The following is a 24,754-nucleotide window of genomic DNA, read 5'->3' as shown; positions in this document are numbered from 1 at the left end:
ATTGAAGGATTGTACGTGGAAACGGGTCAAGGTGACTGTGAACATGGATTCTCTGCATATGCACACAAAAAAAGAGCCCTCCGCTTCATGCGAAGCGAAAGGCTCTTGAGGTTTATTTCGTGAAGGATTGATTAGAATACTTGTACGACTTCTTGTACACCCTCAACTTCTTCGAGAAGGGCACGTTCAATCCCGGCTTTTAAGGTAATGGTGGAGCTTGGGCAACTGCCGCAGGCACCGACCAGTTTCAGCTTAATGATGCCGTCCTCCACGTCGACCAGTTCCACGTCACCGCCATCGCGCTGCAGGAACGGACGAAGTTTATCAAGCACATCAGATACCTCATCATACATGGTGCTTTGTGCGTTTTCGCTCATATTGTTCAACTCCTTTCCTTCCTATATTATATTACAAATGGCCACAAATTAAAATGGTCAAACAAAGCAGGTGAACTTAAATGAGACCGATTATTGAATTTTGTGCCAATAATATGCATTTTGGCACAGATGAAGTCATGGATCAACTGGAAGAAAATCCAGACTATGACGTGATTGAATACGGCTGCCTCACCAACTGCGGCCAATGTTCTATGACTCCTTTTGCACTGGTGAATGGCGAAGTTGTCATCACGGACAAAGTGGAAGATCTATATAACGCCATTCTGGCCAAAATTGCTGAAGCCGATGTCTGGGACGAGCTCGATCTCGACTAACCGAGATGGCGCTTGGACATCCAGAGCACACCACTTTTCAAAATACGAGGTACACGTCCCATCATGGACGTTTTGCCCATCAGCCCAAACCCAGACTTCTTGCCGAGTGCACCGAGTGTGCCACGAAGCTTGAGTGGATGTGGATTGGGCTTTTCGCCTTTCCAGAGGGCATGCTGAATATGGGCGATCTGCTCACCCTGTACTTCCGCAGCTTGACCGCTAGGGGCGTAAGGTACACTGGCACAGTCACCAACGACATACACATCGGTATATTCCGGGATTTGGTAGTATTCATTCAGGACGACACGACCTTGAGGGTCTTTGGTCACGTCCAGATCCTGTACCACTTTTACGGGCTGAATGCCTGCAGTCCACACGACAGCATCCGTGAGAATCTGTTCATCCCGGTTATAGATAGCATTAGGTTCAACGCGTGAAATGGCGATATGCCCGCGTGTCTCTACCTGATGTTCGTTGAACCATTCATGCACATACACGGATAGACGTTGCGGGAAAGCGGATAATACACGTTCACCACGATCCAAAATGCTGATGTTCAGATCCGGTCTGCTCTCACGAAGTTCGGCTGCTATCTCGACACCACTTAATCCGCCACCTACGATATGCACATTGCCATAGGCTTTGACTTCATTAAGGCGCAGGTAGGTCTCGCGTGTTTTGCTAAAGCTCTGAATGGTACAGCTGTAGTCTTCGGCGCCTGGCGTATTGTGGAAACGGTCTGTACAACCAAGTCCAATGACAAGTTTGTCGTACACGAGCGGGTCTTGGCCTTCAAATTCAATCTGACGCTGTTCCAGGTCAATCGAAGTAACTTCTCCATAACGGTAAGTGACTTTATCGCTCACTGGAAATTGGATACGCAGGTCATAATCAGATACGGTTCCTGCTGCGAGTGCGTAATATTCTGTCTTTAATCCCTGAAAGGGGCTGCGGTCCACCAAAATAATTTGTGTATCGGATGGAATTTTACCCTCCAGAAGTTCCTTGATGATGGTGAGGCCGCCATAGCCGCCTCCAAGAATGACGAAATTTTTCATGACTCGGCTTCCTTTCTGCATCAGTCCCACTGAAATGGGGCTGTAAACTGTGGAGCAGCTATGCAATAACATAGCTGCTCCTTTTGTTATGATTTGAATAATTGAAAAGTAGACATTGAAAATTCAAGATATTAATCAGCAGTTTGCACCACTCGAATTCAAACGTCTGCCAATAATGAAAGCTGCGTTCTGGAGTGGTGCTGGTGCAATATTGGTTGTGGATGGAGTTATATCCTATTCGTACACTTGAATTTCATTGTAGAACGTATCACGTTCTACCGGAATACGTCCTGCACCCTTAATGAGCCATATGAGCTCTTTACGTGTAAGGCCTTCAGGTGTGAGTGCACCTGCCGCATGACTAATCCGTTCGCGAACGATCGTGCCGTGTGCATCCGAAGCACCAAATCCAAGGGCAACTTGAGCTAGCTGTGGACCGATGTTAATGAAGTATGCTTTGATATGATCGATGTTATCCAGCATCAGACGGCTGATCGCAATTGTTTTGAGATCCTCATAAGCCGAGTTACGACGCATAATACTCGCGTTTTTACTTTTTGGCTGCATGGAAAGCGGGATAAAGACCATGAATCCGTTGGTCTCGTCTTGCAATTCACGGATTTGCACCATATGGTTGACGCGGTCCTCATAGGATTCGATCGATCCATACAACATCGTAGTATGTGTACGCATGCCGAGATCATGAGCTGTACGGTGCACCTCAAGATAACGATCCACGTTGGCTTTGTCTACACGCATTTTTTTGCGATATTCATCCGAGAGAATCTCAGCGCCGCCACCAGTCAATGTTTTCAGACCTGCTTTTTGCAGCTCTTGCAGAACTTCTCTGATACTGAGCCCGCTAATACGGGTGAAGAAATCAATCTCGGCTGCCGTGTAAGCTTTCAGTGTAACATCCGGATATTTCTCGTTTAAAGCACGCAGGGAATCGACATAATATTGAAAAGGAACATGGTTGTTATGTCCGCCTACGATATGGAACTCACGTACGCCCGGATGAATATGCTGTTCCACATAATCGATCATTTCCTGACCGGATAATGTATAGGAGCCTTCTTCACCCTGGTCTTTACGGAAATTACAAAAAGCGCAGCGGGCTTCGCATACGTTTGTAAAATAAAGACTCATGTTTTCGATGAAATATACTTTCTTACCATTTTTCCGCAGGTTGGCCTCATTGGCCAGCTGGCCCAAAGTCAGCAGATCATCTGTTTCATACAGATATACGCCGTCTTCTACGTTCAGCCTTACGCCGTTCTGCACTTTCTCAACGATTTCAGCCATTCTTTTGTCTGTGAACGGTGTTACCAATGTAGACATACTGTTTCCTCCTGTTCTTAACCGGATTTGAGTTGTGTGTAGGATCTGTATACAGAACTACATAGCAAAGATGCGGTCAACTGCCGCCTTCTTATAAGGACTAACTCTTATTTACCCGGTGCAGCGTGTGCTGCGTACGTAAAGCTAATTTTTTCATTAAAGTGAGTCATGTGACTCTATATGCATTGGGGACTGCGGACAGTCTCGAAATGTGAAAAAAATTACAACTCTATATATGATCGTCACCTGAATAAGTCATGACAAAATATCGACATTTCAGTGCGACCACCTATTCATTATAAACCTCGTGTCGCGGGGGTTCAATACACTGGGAAGAAAAAGGAGTAGAGGGGGAACGCGGAAAGAGGCAAACATGACTTGAGACCCTTGACGGGGTGGAGTATAATTTAAAGAAGAGTTAATGAAAAGGAGAGTGACCTGGCATGATTAACATCAGCGAAACGGCTGCTGACAGATTGAAAGAGATGCTTGCACAGCAAGAGACACCTGGTATGTTCCTCCGTCTTGGCGTAGCACCGGGCGGTTGCACCGGATTTTCGTACGCCATGGGCTTTGACGATAAAGAGTCCGATGAGGACTTGTATATGGATATTCAGAACATGAAGGTTGTAGTTGAGAAGGAAAACCTGAAATATCTGAATGGACTTGAAATTGATTTTGAAGAGTCCGGTATGACGGGTGGGTTCACCATCCATAATCCGAACGCGGTAGCCACTTGTGGCTGTGGATCTTCTTTCCGTACGAAGGAAGATGCGGGTGTGCCTGATAAGGATTGTTAAGAAACTGAGTTGTACAGCGGTTTCTCAATCTTGTTATGAAATAAGCAGTTTGCAATCCCTTTAATAGCTAGCCTCTGAATTGTATCCTTTTAGCACGGGTATGATATCAGGGGCTTTTTTGCGTGTACTGAAAGTATCATGGTTGACAAACTTAGTTGTAACAACTATAGTTACAATATAAAGTTCAAACATAAACAATATCGATAATTTAAAGGAGAGATCATGATGAACATTGCAATCATTGGTGCAACAGGCAAAGCAGGAAGTGTAATTTTGAAAGAAGCAGCAGACAGAGGTCATAAAGTAACGGCAATCGTTCGTAATGCATCCAAATTGGAAGATAAAAGCCTGAATACGCTGGAGAAAGATGTATTTGATCTTACAGCTGAAGATCTTAAAGCATTCGATGTGGTTGTAAATGCATTTGGTGCTCCAGCTGGTAAAGAAAACCTGCATGTGGAAGTAGGACAAGCGTTGATCAACATCCTGAAGGATGCACCAAACACTCGTCTGATCGTGGTGGGTGGAGCAGGAAGCCTGTTCACAGACGAGTCCAAAACATTGCGTGTCTTTGAATCCCCAGGATTCCCTGATGCTTACAAAGCAACTGCAACGAACCAAGGCCAAAACTTGCAGGATCTACAAGCATCCTCAGGTATTCAATGGACATTCTTGAGCCCGGCTGGATTCTTTAATCCAGAAGGCGTACGCACCGGCAAATATCAAGCAGGCAACGACGTTATTCTCGTGAACAGTGAAGGTAACAGCTATATCAGCTATGCAGACTATGCGATTGCTTTGGTTGATGAGATCGAAAATCCACAACACAAAAACGAGCGCTTTACCGTTGTTGGCGAAGTGAAGTAACACTTTCAAATAATAATATGTAATATACAAACGGACGCTGATCTCCACAGATCGGCGTTCGTTTTTTATATTTTCGAAGAGAGAAGTTCTGCAATAACGTTAGACAGATTAGATGATTATAGTTCAACTTTCAACTACTCCTTTGAATCTATGTTATATTATTCTAAAGATGGGAAGGAAATGTGATTATATGAAAACCATCTTCTCTTCATTGGAATTTCTGCGAGTTCAAAAGTATGAGGGAGTGAACAGTTGTGAAGATGTATTCTAATGGAGTTATACTATTGATCTTTGTGGTTTTTATGATGAATGAATCGAGTGGTTCAGGGTTATCCCAATATCCAAACGTTAAAAATGCGCTGAATCAAATTCACATCACTTCTCTTTATCCGAAAAATAAGAATGGACAGACATACGGTTCTAACATATATGCGACTTCTCCAGAAACAGAACCTGATTTAATCTTGGCTACTGGTGTGGATGGTACAGAAGGATATCTGCTGAAAAAAGACATGGATGGCGAGCAACCAAAAACACCTGAAGAAGCTATTGCGATACAGAACAGCAGATCACCAGACGGGTGGGATATTCCACTGTATGACAAAGATGGTGAAACCGTAATTGGTGTGTTTCATGTTGGAGGAAAGTGAAAGTAACCAAAATAGGATCAAATGTGACGCTACCATACATAAACGATTCTTTTCTGAATGGCTTCCTACTACAGGATATGAACAGGTCGACGGAATGGAATTTGAAATTACTGGAGTTAAAGATGGACTGAATTTTGTTGAGTTATGGTTTGCTGTAAGAAAAATATCTTAGTTTTATTTCTTTTAGATTAGTCTTGAATAATAACTTAATAAAGACAAATGGAGCAAACAATTGTGTCCGATTGGTTGCTTCTTTGTTTATTCACCTAACGGCCAGGGAAAATGCAACATTTTACCTGTTAAACAGGTCAATAAAGATGTAGAAATAACGTTATGAGAAGAAGGTGGAAAAACTGAAGCTTCGTATATTCACGTTAATATTTTTTATATCCACCGTGTTTTTTATCCCAAATGCACAAAATGCTAACGCTTTGTCATGTGCTGAATCGGGAGGTCCCCAAGAACAGTTAGAAATATATGATGGAGCTGTTTATGGTGAAGTAAAGCAAGTAAAGGTCGACTTGAAGCAAGAGGGATTTACGGGGACCAAAGAGAAAATTAGATATATTTTAGTGGAAGTTGAGAGGAGTTGGAATACTGAAGTTGACTCTCAACTAATTATTGCAACTAACTTCACATGGGGATTTGATTTCAAGGAAGGTAACAAATACTTAATATACTTTAGCGAAGTGGATGGCGAATTAAGTAGTAGTCCGTGCAGTTTGACCATCGAAATGAATCATTTGAACCAAGCAACTGAGCTATTCGGGGAAGGATTTCCACCAAAACAACAAGTGAACGTAGAACACAAAATGTGGTTTATGTTTGAGCAAGATATTGATTTGTTTATCGTAGGTGTAGTCGTATTTGCGGCGATCTTTATCTTCTTCATGAGAGTAAGAAAGAAAAAGCGCAAAGCATAATTTGGTTGCGCTAAGCGGGGAATTTTGCTCAAAGAAAAACTCATTTGAACTAGGCATGGATTCCTGTATGACCTATTACCCCCTTTACTTAAATGAGGATCGAGGCGTATAATCCGTTGAGATATCAGAGCAATAAGAGGGGATACAGTTATGAATAGTGGATTAATCAACGCGATCATTGCGTATATCATGTGGGGAGTTCTCCCGCTGTATTGGAAGTTGTTTGAAAATGTACCGGCAGGTGAGATTTTATCGCACCGGGTTGTCTGGTCATTTGTCTTTATGGGGATTTTCGTTGCCGTCCAACGTCGTTGGAGGGACATGAAGCGCATTCTTACCAGTCGTTCGACCCTGCTGTCCCTTACCGCGAGTGGGCTGCTAATTGCTATTAATTGGCTTATCTTCATCTGGGCGGTTAACAACGGGCATGTCGTTGAGACAAGTCTGGGCTATTATTTGAACCCGTTACTGAATGTGCTGCTGGCGGTTGTCTTCCTTCATGAAAAGCCAAACCGTGGACAATGGCTCGCGATTGCTATCGCTGGTGTCGCGGTGCTTATCATCGCTATCGACTACGGGCGTTTCCCATGGGTTGCGATCTCATTGGCCGTGTCATTTGGCTTGTACGGTCTGGCGAAGAAGAAGATCAAGCAAGACGCTTCAGTGGGCTTATTTTCCGAGACAGCTGTAGTTCTGCCCGTCGCACTGGGCTACTGGATCTACTTGGCCGTTGTAGGAAAAGCAACGGCATGGACGCTGCCTGCACCGATGTTCTTCGAACTGCTGCTTTCCGGTGTGGTGACGGCGTTGCCGCTGCTGTTCTTTGCACGGGCGGCTGCTCGAATGTCATTGTCCACACTCGGCTTTGTACAGTATATTGGGCCGACAATCATGCTGATCCTGAGTGTGTTTGTGTTCAAGGAAACGGTCTCGCCAGTTCTGCTTGTTGGTTTCGCACTCATCTGGACAGCGCTCATCGTATACGCTGCCGCATCGATACGTGCTACGAGACTCGCTAAGGTAAGCTGAACAGAGGTATCTTAATCGTTATAAATGCCCTTTCTGCCAATGAGGTGGAGAGGGCAATTTTTTGTTTGTGGGGGAGCGATAGGTCGATAAAAACTAAAAAGGAAGGCTGATCAACGTTATGGTAAAATACAGGAGTAGTAATCAAAAATAGTAACCAAAAAGAGTAATAGAAAAACGAGGAGGCGACAGATATATGATGGTTAATAACCGTTACCGCAAACGTGATCCATTCTTTGTAAAGAATGCTGTAGTTCAGATACTATTTCAGTTTGCAGTTTCAGCAATAATCGGTAGTATATATGGGTTCATGATGGTCAACGAGACGATAGGTAGATATATTAATCAACTATTACCGAGCACGGATGGTCCGGATCTTCATTTATATCTGCCCGTTGTGATAACGGTGTTCATCTACTCGTGTTTAATTCAGAAGAGACAACGGATTTTACTTGAAAAAATCTCATTTAGTTGTCTCCATATTTTGGTTGCCCTGCTAGGCTGTATTTCTTCAGTTGTTGTGTTATTGGTGATCTAATCCAAATCCTACGTATCTACACCTTCAGCCCCATCAACTGCATCAATGACACCGACAGCGAGTGTTGTTACCGCAGCAGCAGCTAAAAGATTCTTGGCACCAAGCTTGACTCTGTCCTTATCTTCCTCTTTCATGCCCACAACAACATCTTTACCGCTGTTATATACATACTTGGCTGATATCGCTACACCTTTTGCAGTATTGGTTACAGCACCTCCAATATCGGCAAGCCCCGCGTCTATGGCGGTATCATCTTTTCGAATTGCACCACTGGCAAGATCATATGTCCCGCTAGCCAGTTGTCCAACGGTTTTGCCTGTATTAATTGTGGCTTTCTCTACGCCGTTCCCGATTTCTTTGATAAAGGGGCTTCCCGCGATTTCACCAACAACCCTCACGCTGCCGCCCAACACTTTCCCGGTAACTTCCCCAGCTAACTGACCGAACCCTTTTAAAAAACTCATCCTTATGCCTCCTCTCCAATTAGAAGTTGATCCTATGTGTTATCTCAATAAACTTATTATATTCATATGTAAGCCAAAAGAACATCAGTCTCCAGCCCGAGTGATGCACCCCTCCTCGATTGATTGCGACACGCTTTAGGAGTGCCCGATCCGCCCCCGGAACGCCGACCACGCTGCCCCCTCAACGCACTTCATCGCCAAAAGGCGCTACTCCCACCGGGAACAGCGCCTCAAGCTCTTGTTTACCTTACTACTTAATCCATTTGCCTACACACGGTTTTAGAAGTGTCTCAAGGAGCAGCAACGTAGTGGAGGGGGCGGAATCGATTCTGAAGAAGCGGAGCGGTCGCCTTTATCCCCGGATTTTCCCCTTATCAGGGGAATTCATAAAATCTGGGGATAACAGCGATCATAAGAACGATCCGCCACCGGAACGCCACCAATGCTCCCAAATTGGAACCCTCAGCCGTATAGCTCGCTCTAACGTAAAAAAAGGCGCTACTCCCACCAGGAATAGCGCCTTCCGCTCTTCATTACCCTAATAACTTGCCTACGCACGGTTTTAGAAGTGTCTCAAGGAGCAGCAACGTAGTGGAGGGGGCGGAATCGATTCTGAAGAGGCGGAGCGGTCGCCTTTATCCCCGGATTTTCCCCTTATAAGGGGAATTCATAAAAATCTGGGGATAACAGCGATCATAAGAACGATCCGCCACCGGAACGCCACCACTGCTCCCATCCAAACTTCTAACCTCTCCGTGTTCTAGTCAATAAATCCTTCCATGACAACAGTTGGCATCATATTCGACTGCCAAGCGCCCTTACCATATCCACTGTTATAACCTGGTGTAGCCTGAGGCTCCCAGTAGAATACACCTTTACCTTTGCCATTTGGCAGATTGCGAATTTGGTTTTTCATCGCGGCAACAAAACTTTTGCCAGCTGCAGCCTGGTTATTGTCCATGCCAATTTCGGAGATGATGATCTCTTTGCCATAACGGTTGATCATATCCTTGGCGTTGTTTACCGTATTTGTAACAGCGGTATTCCAGCCGGAAGCTGAAGGATAGAGGGACATGGCGATCATGTCAAAGTTAGCTCCGTTATTAATCAGACCACCAATATTCCATACATAAAGGGCGTTATCATCCCCACCTGCCAGATGCACAATGGTTTTGGTGCCGCTGCTCAGGGATTTCACTGCGTTATGGCCTGTATTCACCAACCACGCATAGTTTTTCATGTTGGTGGATGCTTTGCCATCTTCCCATAACATGCCGTTGCTTGTTTCATTACCGATCTGTACCCAGTCCGGGGTAACGCCTTTGCTTTGCATCGCCGTCATAACTTCACGAGTGTGGTTCCATACCGCATCCATGAGCTGTTGGAACGTATAGTTTTTCCAGGCAGCAGGTTTGGTTTGCTGACCAGGGTCTGCCCAGGAATCGCTATAGTGCAGGGTAAGCATTACACTCATGCCAGCATTCTTGGCACGTTGTGCGAGTGCAGCTGCACGATCCTTATTCATGTAACCGTTCCCATAATCATTCGAAGGATTAACGAATACCCGAATGCGAACGGAATTGATTTGATAGTCTTTTTTCAAAATATCAATGATGTCACGCTGTACCCCGTTTTTATCTTTCCATTTGTAACCTTGGGCTTCCATTCCGGGAACCCAACTGATGTCGGCTCCTTTGGCGAAACTTGGTGCTGCGCTGGCATGCTGACCTGCGGGCAACATGATGGAGGTGAATAACAAAACAAAAGCCAACATGATGGATGTCTTGAAACCCCTTACATTTTTGAACATTACAAGATGCCTCCTCGGATTTAGGTTGAGTTGCATCCTAATTATAGCCATCCTGGTTTGCTCTACTAAAGGGTCCATTTCCAATATTTTGGGTGTTTTCTCAACCTCTCTACAGAAAATGAGAAAACAAAAAGCCGTCCGAAGACGGCTTTTCTACCCGTGGCGCTTTTTGAAACATTGATCCGTATCCCGCGCCTCCACCAGACTCTTTTAATTTGAGCTAGTGGATCGGGTAAGGGACACGTTCAACATGACATTAGAAATGTTGACGCACCTCCTTTCCTTGTGGCAAGAGTATACAACACCTTGTTTCGGAAAGCTAGTCTTTTTTCGTATTTAAGCCAAATTATTTTTCAGTCTGGAACATCGTGATATCTCGTGCATAATGGCTCTTGGTTCCGTCATTATTTCGAATGCGCACACTGTCTTCACTGATCCGCTCCACAATGCCACAACCGACCTCGCAATAGACGCCAGCCGGGTCTTCCTGCCATGCGCTTACCATACATTGGGATAGTGCAGCCGTGAAAAACTCTATATTTTTTTGTAACGTTCTAGGTTTGTTGGATTTCATTATATACTCCTTTAATCTTATATATTTGGAATGAGAACAAGCAACCGGACCAAATCACACTGTACTTCACTTTACTCTGTCTATTGACCTTTGTAAAGGGATGGAAAAAGTTGCGCCCATGAGGTATCATTTACATAAATTTTACGTAGCGTTTACACTGCGCTGACGCTTGATGTTGATTACGAATAGTACAATTATATGAGAACTTCTAACCAAGAATAGATATGCAACACATTCGGAGGCCATACATGCATAGAGACGTCAAAACAGGCAACTACGTTAATCGTGATTTGAGTTGGGTTGAATTTAATCGGCGCGTACTTCAGGAGGCCCAGGATCCAACAACGCCTCTGCTGGAACGCATGAGATTTCTCGGCATTGTCGCTAGTAATCTGGACGAGTTCGTCAGTGTAAGGGTGGCGGAGACAAAAGAGAAGATCAAGGCCGGATTCACGCAAAAAGATTTTACAGGATACACGCCTTCGGGATTGTACCGCAGATTGATCAAACGAACCGGGACCATGGTCGCCGAACAGTATAAAACGTATCGTGAACTCATTCGTCTACTCGCCAAGAAAGGCGTGAACATTCAGGAATATACAGATCTTAATGTGACACAGCAGCGCGCAATGGACCAGTACTTTCATGAAATTATTTTTCCGGTACTCACACCGATGGCGATTGACCAGAGTCGTCCGTTTCCACTGGTACACAACAAGTCTGTCTACCTGTCCGTGATGCTTCAGAAGGAAGGGGAGCAAGAGGGCGAGCCATTTATGGCTATTGTTCAGGTACCTTCCAATCTGCCACGAGTAGTTCAGGCTCCCATTCGGGCGAATAGCAAAAAGAAAACATTCATACTGATTGAAGATCTTATCAAACATCATATCCATACGCTCTTCAGCGGATATATCTCGCTTGCTGCACAGGAATTCCGGGTGACCCGTAATGCGGATCTGTTCATTAATGAAGAAGAAGCGGAAGATCTGCTTGAGGCTATTGAAAAAGAATTGCGCCGCAGACGCCGCGGGGCTCCTGTACGACTGGAAGTCTGCAAGGATTTTCGTCCGGATGCCTTATTGGAATTGCAGGATGAATTTGATATTCAGGACCCGGTATATGAAATTGATGGACCACTTGATCTGAGTTTTCTGGCGGGATTCGTGGACAGTCTGGAAAGTTTCTCACATCTGAAATACAGTCCGGTGAAGCCAGTCTACCCACTTGAGTTTTTGCCAAGAGAAAGTCATTTTGAGCTGCTGCGCAAACGTGATGTACTGGTGCATCATCCATACGAATCGTTTGAACCAGTCACTGATTTTATATTGGAGGCTTCGGAAGATCCAAGAGTTCTGGCGATCAAGATGACTTTATATCGGGTCAATGGCGATTCACGCCTTATTCCGGCACTTGCTCTTGCCGCTGAGAGTGGTAAGCAGGTCACGGTGGTGGTGGAACTGAAAGCCCGGTTTGATGAAGAGCGCAACATTGCTTGGGCCCGTAAGCTGGAGAAGGCCGGTTGTCACGTGGTATATGGACTGGTTGGGCTGAAGACCCATGCCAAAATCATTCTTGTCGTACGCAGGGAGCAGCAGGGGCTGAGACGTTATGTTCATGTAGGAACCGGTAACTATAATGAGAGTACAGCCAAAGTTTATACGGACGTGGGACTGTTCACCTCCAATCCGATTATTGGGGAAGATGCATCCGAATTGTTCAATGAGATTACCGGATACTCCGGTCCGAAGGCATTGCAGGCGTTCCGTGTAGCTCCGGATGGGATGAAGGATGAACTCTTTGCACTGATTCGTAGAGAAACAGAGCATGCGCTGAAAGGCAAACCTTCCAGAATCATTGCCAAGATCAACTCCTTATCCCATCAGGAAATGATTGATGAATTATACGAGGCTTCTCAAGCCGGCGTGCAGATCGATCTGATTGTGCGTGGGGTATGTTGTCTGCGCCCGGGGGTAGAGGGACTCAGTGAGAATATTCGGGTCATTAGCATTGTGGATCGTTTTCTGGAGCATTCACGGTTGTTTTATTTTGAAAATAGCGGCAACCCCGATGTATTCATCTCCAGTGCAGACTGGATGACACGTAACCTGAATCGAAGAATTGAACTGATGTGTCCCGTATTTGATCCAGAGCTGAAAAAGATGCTGGTGGATATCCTTAATCTGTCCCTTATGGATAATGTCAAAGCGAGACAACTTATGCCTGGTGGCAATTATGTGTTTGTAGAAAATGAAAAGCCCCCGCTGAGAAGTCAGACGGAGGCCATGGGTATTATCCCTTGGAAGCCTGCTGAATGGAGTGCGTTAACGTAACTCCCCAGGCTTCCTTCAGATCCTTGACGGCCTCTTCCAGGCCATCAAGTTCCAGTAACGGCTCAGCTGTACAGGTGAATTGCACCTGCAGCGAGTCGTTTTCTTTTGTTGCTTCAATCGCAGCAATGCTTTCGGATCGATTGATGGCTTCGGCTACTCGCAGCAGAGAGCCTAAACGATGAGCATGCCGCTCATCCGAGTTTTTCAGAATGTCCCGGTGCTTATTCAGCAGCTGGGGCGTTCTTTTTTTGGGATGATAATCAGCTGCACTGGCACTTAGAATGGTCTCCCGATGAGAAAGTCCATAGATGCTTGAATTCATGATCCAATAGGCCGAGTGCTGTGTATAACGGAAATAGTTAATCTGCTTACCTGCCATGTGCAGCATGGAGGATGCATACAGGATTCGGGCATCTGCTTGATCAGGAGGGGTACCTTGTAATGCCGTATACAGGGTAACCATATCCTGATGAATCCGTTGCAGACGTTTCTCTGGAATAGGCGGACCAAAATGGATAAAGTTGCGGATACTGTCCTTCAGCGCGTCTGGAACGACCGGCTGACCTCCAGCCATGTAATCACGCAACAACCCGTCTCGTAGACCCGCGCCACTAACCACATAACGATCTCCCTGTATTAACTGGAAGACAGTTCGCAGGATCAGTACGCCGGGCACAATGATGTCTGCGCGATCTTTGGCGAGCCCAGGTACCTTTTTGCGCTGTGCTGAGGTGAGATGTGGCAAGGAGCGAGCAATGTTCTCCATCGCTTCCTCACTGATCTCATAATGATGGCTCACAGGCAAAGAATACTGGGTACGCTTCTGTTCCACTTTGGCGAGTGTACGCATTGTGCCACCAAGTCCGATGAGTGGCAGACCGGGATGCTCACGAATCCAATCCTGTCCACGGAGAGCCTCAATGACTTCGTTGCATAATGCATTTGCATTTTCCTCGGTCCACTGATCTTCGCCCCCGTAACGGGCATGTGAATTCACTGCACCAATAGGGAGGGAGATGCTATGTAACCTTTTCCGATCCCGAAAGACCGTGATCTCTGTGCTGCCGCCTCCAATATCCACGACGTAACCGTCTGCCAGATCAATGGATTGAGTGACACCAAGGAACCCATAATAGGCCTCCCGATCTCCCGATACACATTCAATGGTAAGCCCCGTCTCTGTCTCCAGCCATTCAATAATCTCCAGGACATTGCTTGCATTACGAATGGCTGCGGTAGCTGCTGCGCGAATCAGTTTAGTCTGATACGCTTCACAGGTCGCTTTGAATTGACTCAAGATGGTGATGGCTTTATCCAGAGAATGGCGCAGAATGGTTCCATCAGACTCAACAACGCTGCTCAGACGAGCGGCGTATTTGTCTTCATGAATGATGCGATAGGCTTCGTCCTGGTCCAGTTCATAGATAACTAGACGAATGGAGTTCGAGCCGATATCAATAATTCCTAAGGTTTCATTAGTACGTGTCATAAGCATCTCCTTCTACAGAGGTTCAACTACCCGAAGTGAAGAAGGGCAGCCATGGCTTCCGGTGAACCCGGTGGTGTGGCAGAGAAGGGCGTAGTTAACATAACAACAATGATAAAGACGATGAAACAGGCAAATATAAGACAACTCACGGCAAAGCCGCGATTACGCTTTTGCATAAACAGTCGAATACCTGTGACAAAAAGAAGTACCGTAACAGCTACGAGAACGATCGACATTGCAAAATAGGCTACGCCATAAAGTGATTTAAAAAATGCTTCCATTTGTTCTGAACGCTCCTTAGATCCTCATATTTAAGCCCTTCCAAGCCATTCCTTAGTAGCATACGACAGATTGACTTGTTTGAAAAGTAAACTGGGCGCTTGTTCCCGTTTCCGCCATCTCCCCTGGGACAGGTTACATGGAAAAGGGGCCCTTGCCGCGGACAAACATCCAAGAAAGCAAGGCTTCTGTTGAGTATGTATAAGGAAGGACTATTGTTTCAAGGAAGGAGATCAACCCATGTCGAGACAACTTGCAAGCAAATGGCGGAAGACAGCAGCTCTGATGAAATACCCGGTAGCTGCTGTCCATATCCCACAGACCAAAGCATTCAACTCGGGTAATCTGCTGCAAATGCTCAGTCGTTATGGAATGGTGTATGTCAAACCTATTGTAGGAGGCGGAGGTTACGGTGTCATCCGGGTATCGGCGAGCGGTGGGGCTTATCGATACACCCATATGAAAACGACCCGTTCTTTCGCCAGTTTCAGCCAGATGTATCGCTCTTTGGTGCGTGTAAAGGCTAGACGCAAGTACTTGATCCAGCAAGGCATTCATCTGGCAACAATTCAAGGGAGACCGGTTGATTACAGAGTCAAAGTTGTCAAAACCCAACGAGGCTGGGTATTCCGTTCATTAGTAGGACGACTCGCTCGTCCCGGACTCTGTGTGACGAATCTGAGCAAGGGTGGCACCATGTTATCAGGAAGGCGAGCTCTTGGTTTATCCCTGCCACATATATCCGGTCGGCACAAACGCCGGGAGATGCGTTCCCTTACACTGACATGTACGTACATTATGGAAAGTCAGTTCCCTGGTGTAGGTCAGCTTGGATTTGATTATGGACTGGATTATTCAGGCAAGATCTGGATTCTGGAAGTGAATACCAGACCCCAATAGAAAATGAATGGGAAAACTCAAGAAAATTCAAGAAAAACCGATAATATATAGAAGAAAACGGTATGAAAACCGTTTGAAATTTTACATTACGGGGTAATTTACTCGCAACAAGTCTTGAAACTATGAATTTATTCCAAAAAAAATACGCTCATAAACGTTCTGACAGTAGTACAAACTTCCTGTGCATAAATATTGTCCACACTATACACGTTGATTACTCTGTATTTTTTCCATTTATCAACAAACTATGCACAGGATTTCCACATATCGTTGTGGATAACAAGAACGCTTGTTCTCTATATGAATCTCTGATATGATAGTTTTGAGGAAAAAAAAGGAAAGGTTGTGGCGGGAAATGGCTATGTTATCCGATGAGATGTTGTTGGATTCCTACCATAAAGCGATTGAGTTGAATCTCGAACGAGATTTCATCGCACTGCTGTTGGCAGAAATCCATAAGCGCAAACTGGGTACCGACGTATCTGCCATTCTTCACTAGAGATCCTCATTGCAGGCAATGTTACAGGTTTCCGGACAAGTCCCATAGTGAGACAGGCCATGGCGTGCTCGTCTGACAATGGTGACAGTACATCACATGATTGCAAACGTTTTCGGCTTCGTCTGCCGTGTCAGAGGAAGGTTGGAATACGTAGGGGCTGTATGGTCCGGTGTAATCATCCAATTTGCCGCATTCTAACAGTCCCTGAAGGCAGTGGGGGCAAGCCTGCTCCGGTACAACCAGACCGTTACACAGCGGGCATATATAAGACAAGGGTATCCCTCCTGATATGGATTCACTCAGGAGTAAGATACCCTTTTTTGTATCAATATATGTTATTTAAGCAAAACTAGCGTTTCATGTTACTGCTGTGTCCTGGGGACAATTTGGCATCCGGATCGAAGTACACCTTGGCATTGTTGACGGCTGTTGGAGCTTCGCCGAATCCGACAGCGATCAGCTTCAGTTTACCCGGATATGTTGTGATATCTCCGGCAGCAAAGATTCCTGGAATAGATGTTTCCATGCGGGAATCAACAACGATGGAGTTACTGTCAATTTCGATACCCCACTCGGCAATCGGTCCGAGAGAAGAGACAAATCCGAAGTTAACGATCACGTCATCTACTTCAATTTCCTGAGTTTCTTTGGTTTTCACATGGGAAAGGGTTACCTTGGTAATGGTGTCATCCCCATGAAGTTCCGTGATTTCAGTCGGTGTAACGACATTCACCTTGGAATTCATCAGGTTTTCGACACTGTGTTCATGCGCACGGAACTTGTCCCGGCGATGGATCAGCGTCACTTGCTCAGCGATAGGCTCCAGCATAAGTGCCCAGTCTACTGCGGAGTCACCGCCACCACTGATCAGTACCTTTTTGCCAGCGAAGGCATTCAGATCACTGATGAAGTAGTGCAGGTTGCTCTTCTCGAACTTGGCAGCACCTTCAAGCTCCAGGCGACGTGGTTCGAATGCACCTACACCAGCTGTAATAATGACGGCTTTGGCATGATATTCATTTTCATCCGTCTTCACGATGAAATGTTGTTCATCCTTTTTCTCCACCGATACAACCTTTTCTTCAAGGCGGATGTTCGGGTTAAAATGATTCATTTGCTCAACGAGGTTATTCACCAGTTCCTGAGCTGTTACTTTCGGGAATCCGGCTACATCATAGATGTATTTCTCCGGGTAAAGAGCGGCAAGCTGTCCGCCAAGCTGTGGCATACTTTCAACCAGTGTAACGGATGCCTGACGCATCCCACCATAAAACGCGGCGAACAGACCCGCAGGGCCTCCACCGATAATAAGTAAATCAGTCATATCATGACTGGAATTTTGTGCAGTCAAGAATCAACAACACCTTTCATATTTTAATAGGTAGTTAACAGAAAGAATGTGCAGGCTACGTATCGTAACCGGCATGGGTGCTGAACTGTCTTTCCTATTATAAACGGTGTATTCAGGGTTGCAAAGTTAGCGGCGTCACGAAACTGGGAACAATTGATGAAGATCAGATGAGAATAGGATGAAATTGGAAATGAAAGGTTATGAAAAATAACAAAAAAAACCTTGATCTTTACTAGAAATACAGATATCCTTGACCTGTACTATGTGTTTTTTTGTCTAATTTAGAGTCAATATGTAATATGAAGACAGATCCCGTGTTTTGTAGAATCTTGTGGTTAATTTCACAACTTGAAACGATAACTTGCGTGCAAACGTATCAATTTCATAAACCCTTTAGTTGCTTCAATCAAGTCTAGATATAGATCAAAACAGTTCAATATGTCGATATCTAGTTTCATAAAATCCATTTTTAGTGAGTTATGAAATTGATGCAAACGTTTAAATAAATTCGCGAAGTTAACATTTGTCGTCATAATGGGCAAGACCTCATCAATATTTGTAAGTATGTGCATTTTGCATCTCACCCAAGATCGGGCTGATGCAAGTGAAACCGGAAGGGGTATAGACATGAGCAGTATTCCCAAAATCGTCATCCTCGGCGCGGGCTATGGCGGGATTCTGACAGCCCAGCGGCTGCAGAAGGAATTGAACTATAACGAGGCCGACGTCACACTGGTGAATCGGCATGATTATCATTATATTACTACACATCTACATATGCCGGCAGCCGGCACGGATACCATTGAGCATGCAAGAGTGCCCATTTCCAAGCTGATTGATGAGTTCAAGATTGATCTGGTCAAGTCTTCCGTGAAGGAGATTCGTCTGCAGGATCGGAAGATTATTCTGGAGGACGGCACGTTATCCTATGATTATCTGATTATTGGACTAGGCGGTGAGCCTGAGACCTTCGGTATTCCGGGGATGCTCGATCACGCCATGACAATCCGCAGTATTAACTCGGTCAGACTGATTCGAGAACACATCGAATATCAATTTGCGATGTACAAAAACGATAACAAACGAAATCGTATTCGGTTTGTCGTAGGTGGAGCGGGTTTCAGTGGTGTTGAATTCGTAGCTGAACTTGCAGATCGTATTCCACATCTGTGCAAGGAGTTCGACGTGAATCCGAAACATGTGCACATCTATAATGTAGAGGCAGCGCCTTCGGCCTTACCTGGATTTGACCCGGAATTGGTAGAACATGCCATGAATGTGCTCAAGAAGAAGGGCGTTACTTTCAAAATTGGTGTTCCAATCAAGCAATGTCTCCCGGACGGGGTTATTGTGGGTGAGGGTGAAAAACTCGATGCTGCTACAGTCGTATGGACCGGCGGTATTCGCGGTAACTCACTGCTTGAACAGGCAGGTCTTGAAGTGATGCGAGGACGTGTGAAAGTAGATGACTACTTGCGTGCTCCGGGGCATGAGCATGTCTATGTCATTGGTGATAATTCACTTGTGTTCAACGCGGAAGGACGGCCTTATCCGCCAACAGCCCAGATTGCGATGCAACAAGGTGTGAACTGTGCGAAGAACGTCGTGGCATCCATTCGTAAGAAACAGCCACAACCTTTTGTATTTACGAGCAAAGGCACAGTTGCTTCATTGGGTAAAGGTGAAGCGATTGCCGTTGTAGGCGGCAAGAAATACAAGGGCTGGAAAGCAGCTCAGTTGAAGAAGCTGGTTGATCTGCGTTATCTGTTCATCATTGGTGGTATTCCGTTAGTCCTGAAGAAAGGGCGGTTTTTTGGATGAGACATTGCAGTGTTCAGGTCCGGGGATTATTAACGCGTGAAGAACTGGATCGATACAACGCCCTGATGCAGGTCGGTGGTTATCTGGAGGAACAGGATCAGTATGATCTGGCCTACATCGTGCAGAAAGAAGTGGATATTCTCATTTTGCCCGCGATTGAGCGGCTTAAAGAGAAGGGTCGTGACCGTGACCGGGCCACAGCCGAGTTTCTCGAATCACTGAAAGCGGTAGATGAGGAGCAAGATTAGAGACGATATAAGTTGAACTAAAGATGTTTACACATACACTTCAATGACAGAATAACCTTCCAATCGCTGTTATCCCCAGATTTTTTTGATTCCCTTTTGTTAAAGGGAAAATCCGGTGATAAAGGCGAACGCTTCGCTTTTTCAGGTTTTTTCTGTCCTTTCCGTTTTTGTGTAAATAAATAGTTCAAACAATATAGATCTAAATCAAGCTTGAGGTAGTAGAATATTGATAGATAATAAAGCACCGCTGACATATCCTTTAGAGGAGATGTCGCGGTGCTTTATTGTGCTTTGTGCTATTTTTACAGCTTAAGCATGTCTTCCAGTGTTTCTTCGTTCAACAGACTTCCCACATAGAACGAACCGAATTCGCCATAACGGGCGCTAACTTCATCGAAACGCATCTCATAGACAAGTTTCTTGAACTGAAGTGCGTCATCCGCAAATAGCGTAACGCCCCATTCCCAATCGTCGAAACCGACAGAGCCGGTAATGATCTGTTTTACTTTACCCGCATAGCTGCGGCCAATCATGCCGTGACTGCGCATCATGGTACGACGCTCATCCATGGACAGCATGTACCAGTTGTCATTCAGCTCACGTTTTTTGTTCATCGGATAGAAGCAGATGTATTGTCGTTGTGGCAGAACAGGTTTCAGACGGGCGATAATCTCCGGATTCTGCATCGGGTCTTCGCCTTCTTTGCCAAGATAGTTGCTCAGTTCCACTACACTGACGTAGGAATACGATTTGGTTGTGTATTGAGCAAACATCGTTTTGTTAAACGCGTTCTCTACAGCCTTCAGATCTTCCAGCGTTTCACGCAGATGCATCATGCAAAGGTCAGCCTTTTGTCCCACTACGGTATAAACGACCGTGCTTCCCTGGGAGGAATTCTCGACTTCTTTCCATTCCTTCCAGAATTCCTCCAGCTCGTCCAGTGCTACAGCGCGTTCTTCATCATCTGCTGCTTTCCAGGCGGCCCAGTTAATCGAGCGAAAATCATGCAGGGCATACCAGCCCTCCAGTGTTGATGCGGCTTCGTTCATTGGTTGTGTTCCTCCTGCAAGGTATATTTCCAAATCCCTATAAGAGGTTGTTCAAAAAGTCCGCTTTTGATTACGAATCATGCCTGGTGGCATCATCAGCATCGAATATGGCATTCAGCCGAAATGTCCGCTACTCACGTAGCTCTATCTACGCTCCGCTGCTCCATTTCTAACTTCATTCCATCTTCTCGGTACTGAAAACCAGTCTTTTTGAACACGCACTATAAGGGACGGGTGAGTGCTTTATCGTTTACATTGTATCCCAACATGAAGCAGAAGGGCAAATGAACAGAGTATAAATATAGGGAAATTTGTCCAGAAAGTTCGTTGCTTCGCCACATTTTTTGCGGTACACTAACTACTATCCAGAAGTGAAACCTGAATGTGTGAAAGAAGAGGTGAATGTCGCCCGATGCAATTTATACCTGTGTTGGTATTGATGGTATTATTTTTCGTTATGATGTTTGGTATCGGTTTCATTCTGAACATGCTGATGAAGACAACTTGGTTTCCTTCCTATCTGTTCATTATTGTAATTCTGCCTATTGTTGTGTACTCTCTATGGGATCAGTCGTCATCTCTGATGTCACATCTGGGTTCTTTCCAGCTTGTAGACTATATGACGGGCATCGCTGGACTGGCTGGTGCGGTAATCAGTGGCTGGACGATTCAGAAGTTGCGTTTGGGTGGGTACAGAATGTTTTAGATTGTTGGAAAGAGGTAGCACATGCCACTGTAATCGCGTGAAAGTCTTGTCTTTGTCGTAAACGCTTACGAGTACAAAGGGAAGGCTTTTTTGCTATTCATTTATATTAGAAGGATTATTGTACAGTTGTACTTCATATACATCTGGAGAACATTCTCTTCAGATATTCCCTTGTATTCTGCGGCTACAGCTTTTATAGTATTCTAGCGGCTCTCGACATTTTATTTTAGAAATTTGCTGAATTCGGCGAAAACGTGAATGATGTCGACCTAGGACGAAACGGAGCGAGAACAGGCCATCTTTTTACCTGTTTTTGAGCATTTGAGGATCAGACATTTATGATAGAATAGATAAACATACTTTTGGGGAGAAGGAGATCAGGCTATGCGCATGAAGAATCTGCACCATTATACTGAACATCATCGCTACTGCGTATACAGGGAGTTTGGACTTAGCGCCCTGGATGACCGTATGCTTACAGGAGCATATCAGCCCATGGTAGGTGCTTTTGCGGTTGGCTTGTATCGGCTGTTGTTTCAGCATCTTCCCGGTGAACAGGTCGGTTATTCGCCGCTTGAACAGCAACGGAGGCTGTTCATGACGCTTGGCTTGGAGCCAAGTGAGAAGGGGCGCAAATATATGTTAGAGCAGACATCCAAGCTTGAGGCAGTGGGGCTACTTCAGACTTCACGGTTATATATACCGGAAAATGATGATTACATCTACGAATATGAGCTGCAACCGCCGCTTTCTCCGGCAGAGTTTTTCCGGACACAGCATTTGACACTGTTGCTTCGTGACAAGATAGGCAAATTCGCCGTACTTTCCTTGCGTTCCGGTTTCTCGGCAGTGGAAAATGGGGACGCGCCTTATCCGGCAGCCAATAAAGAGAATATTTCCGTTCCCTTTTACGATATATTTGAATTGAATACCCATGTAATTGATTACGAGTTGGAGCAAGCATTGTCGGAAGTTTCGACTACGGCCCAGCGGACAGGCACAAATGATGCAGCGGAAGAAAACAGTTTGAACTATGCCGACATTATTTTGCGTTTTCCGCGGGAGTCGGTCAATCGCCGTCATGTTGAACAGTTGCGGTTCGATCATGAACAACTGGGCATTGTGAATTATGTCGTGAACAAGTTCAACCTCAGTGTGCAGGATGTATGCCGTCTGCTGGATGAAGATGATATCTTTAGTCCACAGGGCCAGCTGATTCTGGATGATCTTCAGCATAAGGCGAGCATGCAGTTCAGACAGACGAAGAAGCGTCATGAGCAACAAACTGTACAGGCAGCCAAGGTCGTGGCACTGAGACAGCATATGGAGGAGCCTGAGCGCAAAGAAGACTCCGGTGAACCACCTGTTGAACATGGAGTGCAGATGGAATATTACGTCGAAGTGCCTCCGCAATTTATGACCAAGTGTGATATTCATCAATATAATATGATGTTGCGCAATGAGCCATACACACGTCTGTTGCAGACATTTTTCCCGGGCGCAGTACCCGACAATCTCATCGATATATTTGAGAAAATTGATCTGAGCTACAAGTTGCCTGGTGAAGTGATCAATGTATTGATTCATTATCTGATGGCATTGCTTGTATCTGGCGGAGAGCAGCGGATTAACCGTAACTTCGTTGAGGCCATTGCCTCCAACATGTTGCTCAAGCAGGTAAACTCCTACGAGAAAGCCGTCCAATATATTCGCGATCAGGCCAAGGTCAAAGGCAAACAGGCTGCTGGTGCAGCTGGAACCCGTACCCGTACATACGGCAAAGGAACCAAAGCTAAGCCCGAAATTCCGATTGTACAAGACATAAGCACCGATGGGGATGCCGTATCTGAGGAAGAGTTCGAAGAGATGATGAGATTCGCCCAGCAGATGCAAGCGAGTAAGCAAAAAGGAACTTCTTAAATATTTTAATAAAACCAAAGGCGAGTCCTCCGATTAATGGAGACTCGCCTTTTTGCTATATAAGTTGAACGAAAGAAACGATTTTCCGTCCAATCCAATTTTTTATTATTTCGTAGGATATTTATCTAATTTAAACCACTGCTAAAATTCTTTTTGTGTGATTTTTTTTACAGGCTTAACTTTTTTGGTTTCTGTATCGTATCTAAAAAGAATCCATTGATCTGAAGGATACTCACTAATGTAATCCATACTTTTTCCGTTCTTATGCCATAAAATTAAACCGGTGCTAATATAGTTGGTTGCCCGAGGGAGATAAACAACACTGTCTTTCTTAGTGTCGTATATTGCTAGCGTGCTTTTCTCCGTATTTCCATAAGAAAATGCAATGATGTCTTCTTTTGGTGACCAATTATATGATGAAATGGTTTCTACATTTTGTTTACCTGCTTTTTCAAGACGTTCGTTTATAATCGTGTACTTTCCTGTTTTAAGGTTCGCGAGAATGAGGTTGCTGCCGGCACTTTTTTCGACTTGGATAGCAATCCATTCATTCGATGGAGATTGAGCAATACTAGTGATATCCAATAATTTAACTTCAAAATCTCCCGTTTGTAGGGTGTGCTTTTCTTTACCATGAGTAACTACAATGGTGTCAATGATGTTTTGTTCAAAATCGGCAGCAGCATCTAGCTTTAAGGTGTTCGCGGTTATCGTGATGTTGTCACCTCTCCAGACAATTTTGTTTGAGCTTATTGTTTTTTCAAACTTAGATATACTCTGGTATGTCGAAGAGTTCACAGATGTTGAGCCAGCAGCAATGTGTGCTACTTTATTAGAAGTATGAAACGAAGATGATGCAGTTGATAACGTGCCCATGCTTCCTAAGACAATTACGCTTGATAATAAAACATTGGTGTATTTCATTATTATCTCTCCTTCATTTTGGAAAGTCGATTTACATGATGTGATTCCCTCCAGAACTATTCCAATCTTTGCTTATCGTTATAAATTTGTAAATATATGAAATCATAGAGAATTATCATCGATCGCGGAAAGTAACGATTGAAGTATATCCTCAGGACGACTTTATTGAAGGTACAATAGAAGAGTCTATTCACAATTTAGAGATCCCAACGTTCGAACAATTAGATAATGATACCTGGGATTTCGAAACGATGAAGGGTTTTCAGTTTTCGTTCCTATTTGTAGAGTTTGTTGTTCAACAATATGGAATAGACCAGTTAAACAAATTGATCCGTAACCCCCAGGATTTAATGGTATCTTTCAATGTTCCGAGAAGGAATTACATCAGAAGATGGTAAAATTTATAAGTAAGTAACCCATACAAAAATGTATGTTGCCCGGGGGAAGAACCGGGCTTTTTTTAACGTGGTTAGAG

The 24,754-nt window shown here is 44.8% G+C and carries 25 protein-coding genes; 13 read left to right on the top strand and 12 right to left on the bottom strand.

Features of this window, described 5'->3' with window-relative positions; genetic code table 11:
* Positions 1-131 precede the first annotated feature (131 nt).
* Positions 132-377: a NifU family protein gene (locus MKY44_RS23440; RefSeq protein WP_053783253.1), complete on the bottom strand. Its 246-nt coding sequence runs from the start codon at positions 375-377 to the stop codon at positions 132-134.
* An 80-nt stretch (positions 378-457) separates the two neighbouring features.
* On the opposite strand from MKY44_RS23440, the gene MKY44_RS23435 reads away from it, so the two are divergent.
* Positions 458-712 (top strand): YuzB family protein, encoded by a 255-nt coding sequence (locus MKY44_RS23435; RefSeq protein ID WP_036605750.1) that lies wholly within the window; start codon positions 458-460, stop codon positions 710-712.
* Here the strand turns inward: MKY44_RS23435 and MKY44_RS23430 are convergent.
* Both MKY44_RS23430 and mqnE read right to left on the bottom strand, forming a co-directional pair.
* Positions 709-1,770 (bottom strand): NAD(P)/FAD-dependent oxidoreductase, encoded by a 1,062-nt coding sequence (locus MKY44_RS23430; protein WP_036605751.1) that lies wholly within the window; start codon positions 1,768-1,770, stop codon positions 709-711. The genes MKY44_RS23435 and MKY44_RS23430 overlap by 4 nt on opposite strands.
* Positions 1,771-2,004: 234 nt before the next feature.
* Positions 2,005-3,111 carry an aminofutalosine synthase MqnE gene (mqnE, locus tag MKY44_RS23425; protein WP_341008827.1) on the bottom strand — a complete coding sequence of 369 codons (1,107 nt, stop codon included), beginning with the start codon at positions 3,109-3,111 and terminating at the stop codon, positions 2,005-2,007.
* A 443-nt stretch (positions 3,112-3,554) separates the two neighbouring features.
* On the opposite strand from mqnE, the gene MKY44_RS23420 reads away from it, so the two are divergent.
* The 5 genes from MKY44_RS23420 to rarD all read left to right on the top strand — a co-directional run bounded on the left by MKY44_RS23420 (position 3,555) and on the right by rarD (position 7,380).
* The gene (locus MKY44_RS23420) at positions 3,555-3,911 is read left to right on the top strand and encodes a HesB/IscA family protein (RefSeq protein ID WP_062837974.1); all 357 of its coding nucleotides are present in this window, start codon (positions 3,555-3,557) and stop codon (positions 3,909-3,911) included.
* A 225-nt stretch (positions 3,912-4,136) separates the two neighbouring features.
* Positions 4,137-4,778, top strand: a complete 642-nt coding sequence (locus tag MKY44_RS23415) for an NAD(P)-dependent oxidoreductase (protein WP_036605754.1) — start codon at positions 4,137-4,139, stop codon at positions 4,776-4,778.
* A gap of 254 nt (positions 4,779-5,032) precedes the next feature.
* Positions 5,033-5,428, top strand: a complete 396-nt coding sequence (locus MKY44_RS23410; protein WP_341008826.1) for a hypothetical protein — start codon at positions 5,033-5,035, stop codon at positions 5,426-5,428.
* A 344-nt stretch (positions 5,429-5,772) separates the two neighbouring features.
* Entirely contained in the window at positions 5,773-6,351 is a 579-nt protein-coding gene (locus MKY44_RS23405) for a hypothetical protein (protein ID WP_341008825.1), read from the top strand.
* 150 nt (positions 6,352-6,501) lie between these two features.
* Positions 6,502-7,380, top strand: a complete 879-nt coding sequence (gene rarD / locus MKY44_RS23400; protein WP_341008824.1) for an EamA family transporter RarD — start codon at positions 6,502-6,504, stop codon at positions 7,378-7,380.
* Positions 7,381-7,923: 543 nt separating this feature from the next.
* On the opposite strand, the gene MKY44_RS23395 is transcribed toward rarD, so the two are convergent.
* The 3 genes from MKY44_RS23395 to MKY44_RS23385 all read right to left on the bottom strand — a co-directional run bounded on the left by MKY44_RS23395 (position 7,924) and on the right by MKY44_RS23385 (position 10,763).
* Entirely contained in the window at positions 7,924-8,379 is a 456-nt protein-coding gene (locus MKY44_RS23395) for a hypothetical protein (protein ID WP_221823564.1), read from the bottom strand.
* A gap of 760 nt (positions 8,380-9,139) precedes the next feature.
* Positions 9,140-10,189 carry a glycoside hydrolase family 53 protein gene (locus tag MKY44_RS23390; RefSeq protein ID WP_036605759.1) on the bottom strand — a complete coding sequence of 350 codons (1,050 nt, stop codon included), beginning with the start codon at positions 10,187-10,189 and terminating at the stop codon, positions 9,140-9,142.
* A gap of 346 nt (positions 10,190-10,535) precedes the next feature.
* Positions 10,536-10,763, bottom strand: a complete 228-nt coding sequence (locus MKY44_RS23385; RefSeq protein WP_017692425.1) for a hypothetical protein — start codon at positions 10,761-10,763, stop codon at positions 10,536-10,538.
* Positions 10,764-11,011: 248 nt separating this feature from the next.
* Between MKY44_RS23385 and ppk1 the strand changes: the two genes are divergently transcribed.
* Positions 11,012-13,093, top strand: coding sequence for a polyphosphate kinase 1 (gene ppk1, locus MKY44_RS23380; RefSeq protein ID WP_036605760.1), 2,082 nt, complete (start codon positions 11,012-11,014; stop codon positions 13,091-13,093).
* Here ppk1 and MKY44_RS23375 read toward each other — a convergent pair.
* Positions 13,053-14,582 carry a Ppx/GppA phosphatase family protein gene (locus MKY44_RS23375; protein WP_341008823.1) on the bottom strand — a complete coding sequence of 510 codons (1,530 nt, stop codon included), beginning with the start codon at positions 14,580-14,582 and terminating at the stop codon, positions 13,053-13,055. The genes ppk1 and MKY44_RS23375 overlap by 41 nt on opposite strands.
* 26 nt (positions 14,583-14,608) lie before the next feature.
* Positions 14,609-14,863, bottom strand: coding sequence for a hypothetical protein (locus MKY44_RS23370; RefSeq protein WP_017692428.1), 255 nt, complete (start codon positions 14,861-14,863; stop codon positions 14,609-14,611).
* Between the two features lie 238 nt (positions 14,864-15,101).
* Here MKY44_RS23370 and MKY44_RS23365 point away from each other — a divergent pair, with 238 nt between their 5' ends.
* Both MKY44_RS23365 and MKY44_RS23360 read left to right on the top strand, forming a co-directional pair.
* The gene (locus MKY44_RS23365; RefSeq protein WP_076253234.1) at positions 15,102-15,761 is read left to right on the top strand and encodes a YheC/YheD family protein; all 660 of its coding nucleotides are present in this window, start codon (positions 15,102-15,104) and stop codon (positions 15,759-15,761) included.
* Between the two features lie 355 nt (positions 15,762-16,116).
* The gene (locus MKY44_RS23360; protein WP_017692430.1) at positions 16,117-16,260 is read left to right on the top strand and encodes a sporulation histidine kinase inhibitor Sda; all 144 of its coding nucleotides are present in this window, start codon (positions 16,117-16,119) and stop codon (positions 16,258-16,260) included.
* A gap of 21 nt (positions 16,261-16,281) precedes the next feature.
* On the opposite strand, the gene MKY44_RS23355 is transcribed toward MKY44_RS23360, so the two are convergent.
* Both MKY44_RS23355 and MKY44_RS23350 read right to left on the bottom strand, forming a co-directional pair.
* Positions 16,282-16,533 (bottom strand): hypothetical protein, encoded by a 252-nt coding sequence (locus tag MKY44_RS23355; protein ID WP_341008821.1) that lies wholly within the window; start codon positions 16,531-16,533, stop codon positions 16,282-16,284.
* A 76-nt stretch (positions 16,534-16,609) separates the two neighbouring features.
* On the bottom strand, positions 16,610-17,584 hold the full coding sequence (locus MKY44_RS23350) for an NAD(P)/FAD-dependent oxidoreductase (protein ID WP_218639193.1): 975 nt from the start codon (positions 17,582-17,584) through the stop codon (positions 16,610-16,612).
* A 654-nt stretch (positions 17,585-18,238) separates the two neighbouring features.
* Here MKY44_RS23350 and MKY44_RS23345 point away from each other — a divergent pair.
* Together MKY44_RS23345 and MKY44_RS23340 are read left to right on the top strand one after the other, a co-directional pair.
* The gene (locus tag MKY44_RS23345) at positions 18,239-19,432 is read left to right on the top strand and encodes an NAD(P)/FAD-dependent oxidoreductase (protein WP_036673348.1); all 1,194 of its coding nucleotides are present in this window, start codon (positions 18,239-18,241) and stop codon (positions 19,430-19,432) included.
* Positions 19,429-19,680 (top strand): hypothetical protein, encoded by a 252-nt coding sequence (locus MKY44_RS23340; RefSeq protein WP_145325111.1) that lies wholly within the window; start codon positions 19,429-19,431, stop codon positions 19,678-19,680. Before MKY44_RS23345 ends, MKY44_RS23340 begins: the two co-directional genes overlap by 4 nt.
* Before the next feature lie 302 nt (positions 19,681-19,982).
* On the opposite strand, the gene hemQ is transcribed toward MKY44_RS23340, so the two are convergent.
* On the bottom strand, positions 19,983-20,729 hold the full coding sequence (hemQ, locus tag MKY44_RS23335) for a hydrogen peroxide-dependent heme synthase (RefSeq protein ID WP_149846789.1): 747 nt from the start codon (positions 20,727-20,729) through the stop codon (positions 19,983-19,985).
* A 412-nt stretch (positions 20,730-21,141) separates the two neighbouring features.
* On the opposite strand from hemQ, the gene MKY44_RS23330 reads away from it, so the two are divergent.
* Both MKY44_RS23330 and MKY44_RS23325 read left to right on the top strand, forming a co-directional pair.
* A complete protein-coding gene (locus tag MKY44_RS23330; RefSeq protein ID WP_341008815.1) occupies positions 21,142-21,435 on the top strand; it encodes a YuiB family protein in 294 nt (97 codons plus the stop codon).
* Between the two features lie 384 nt (positions 21,436-21,819).
* Positions 21,820-23,355: a helicase DnaB gene (locus MKY44_RS23325; protein WP_074096359.1), complete on the top strand. Its 1,536-nt coding sequence runs from the start codon at positions 21,820-21,822 to the stop codon at positions 23,353-23,355.
* A gap of 141 nt (positions 23,356-23,496) precedes the next feature.
* Here MKY44_RS23325 and MKY44_RS23320 read toward each other — a convergent pair whose 3' ends face one another.
* Entirely contained in the window at positions 23,497-24,279 is a 783-nt protein-coding gene (locus MKY44_RS23320; protein ID WP_341008814.1) for a hypothetical protein, read from the bottom strand.
* Positions 24,280-24,754 lie beyond the last annotated feature (475 nt).

The organism is Paenibacillus sp. FSL R7-0026 (assembly GCF_038004485.1).
Lineage (GTDB): Bacteria > Bacillota > Bacilli > Paenibacillales > Paenibacillaceae > Paenibacillus > Paenibacillus xylanexedens_A.
Note: the sequence above shows the minus strand (reverse complement) of the source record. Positions and strands in the feature narration are given on the sequence as shown.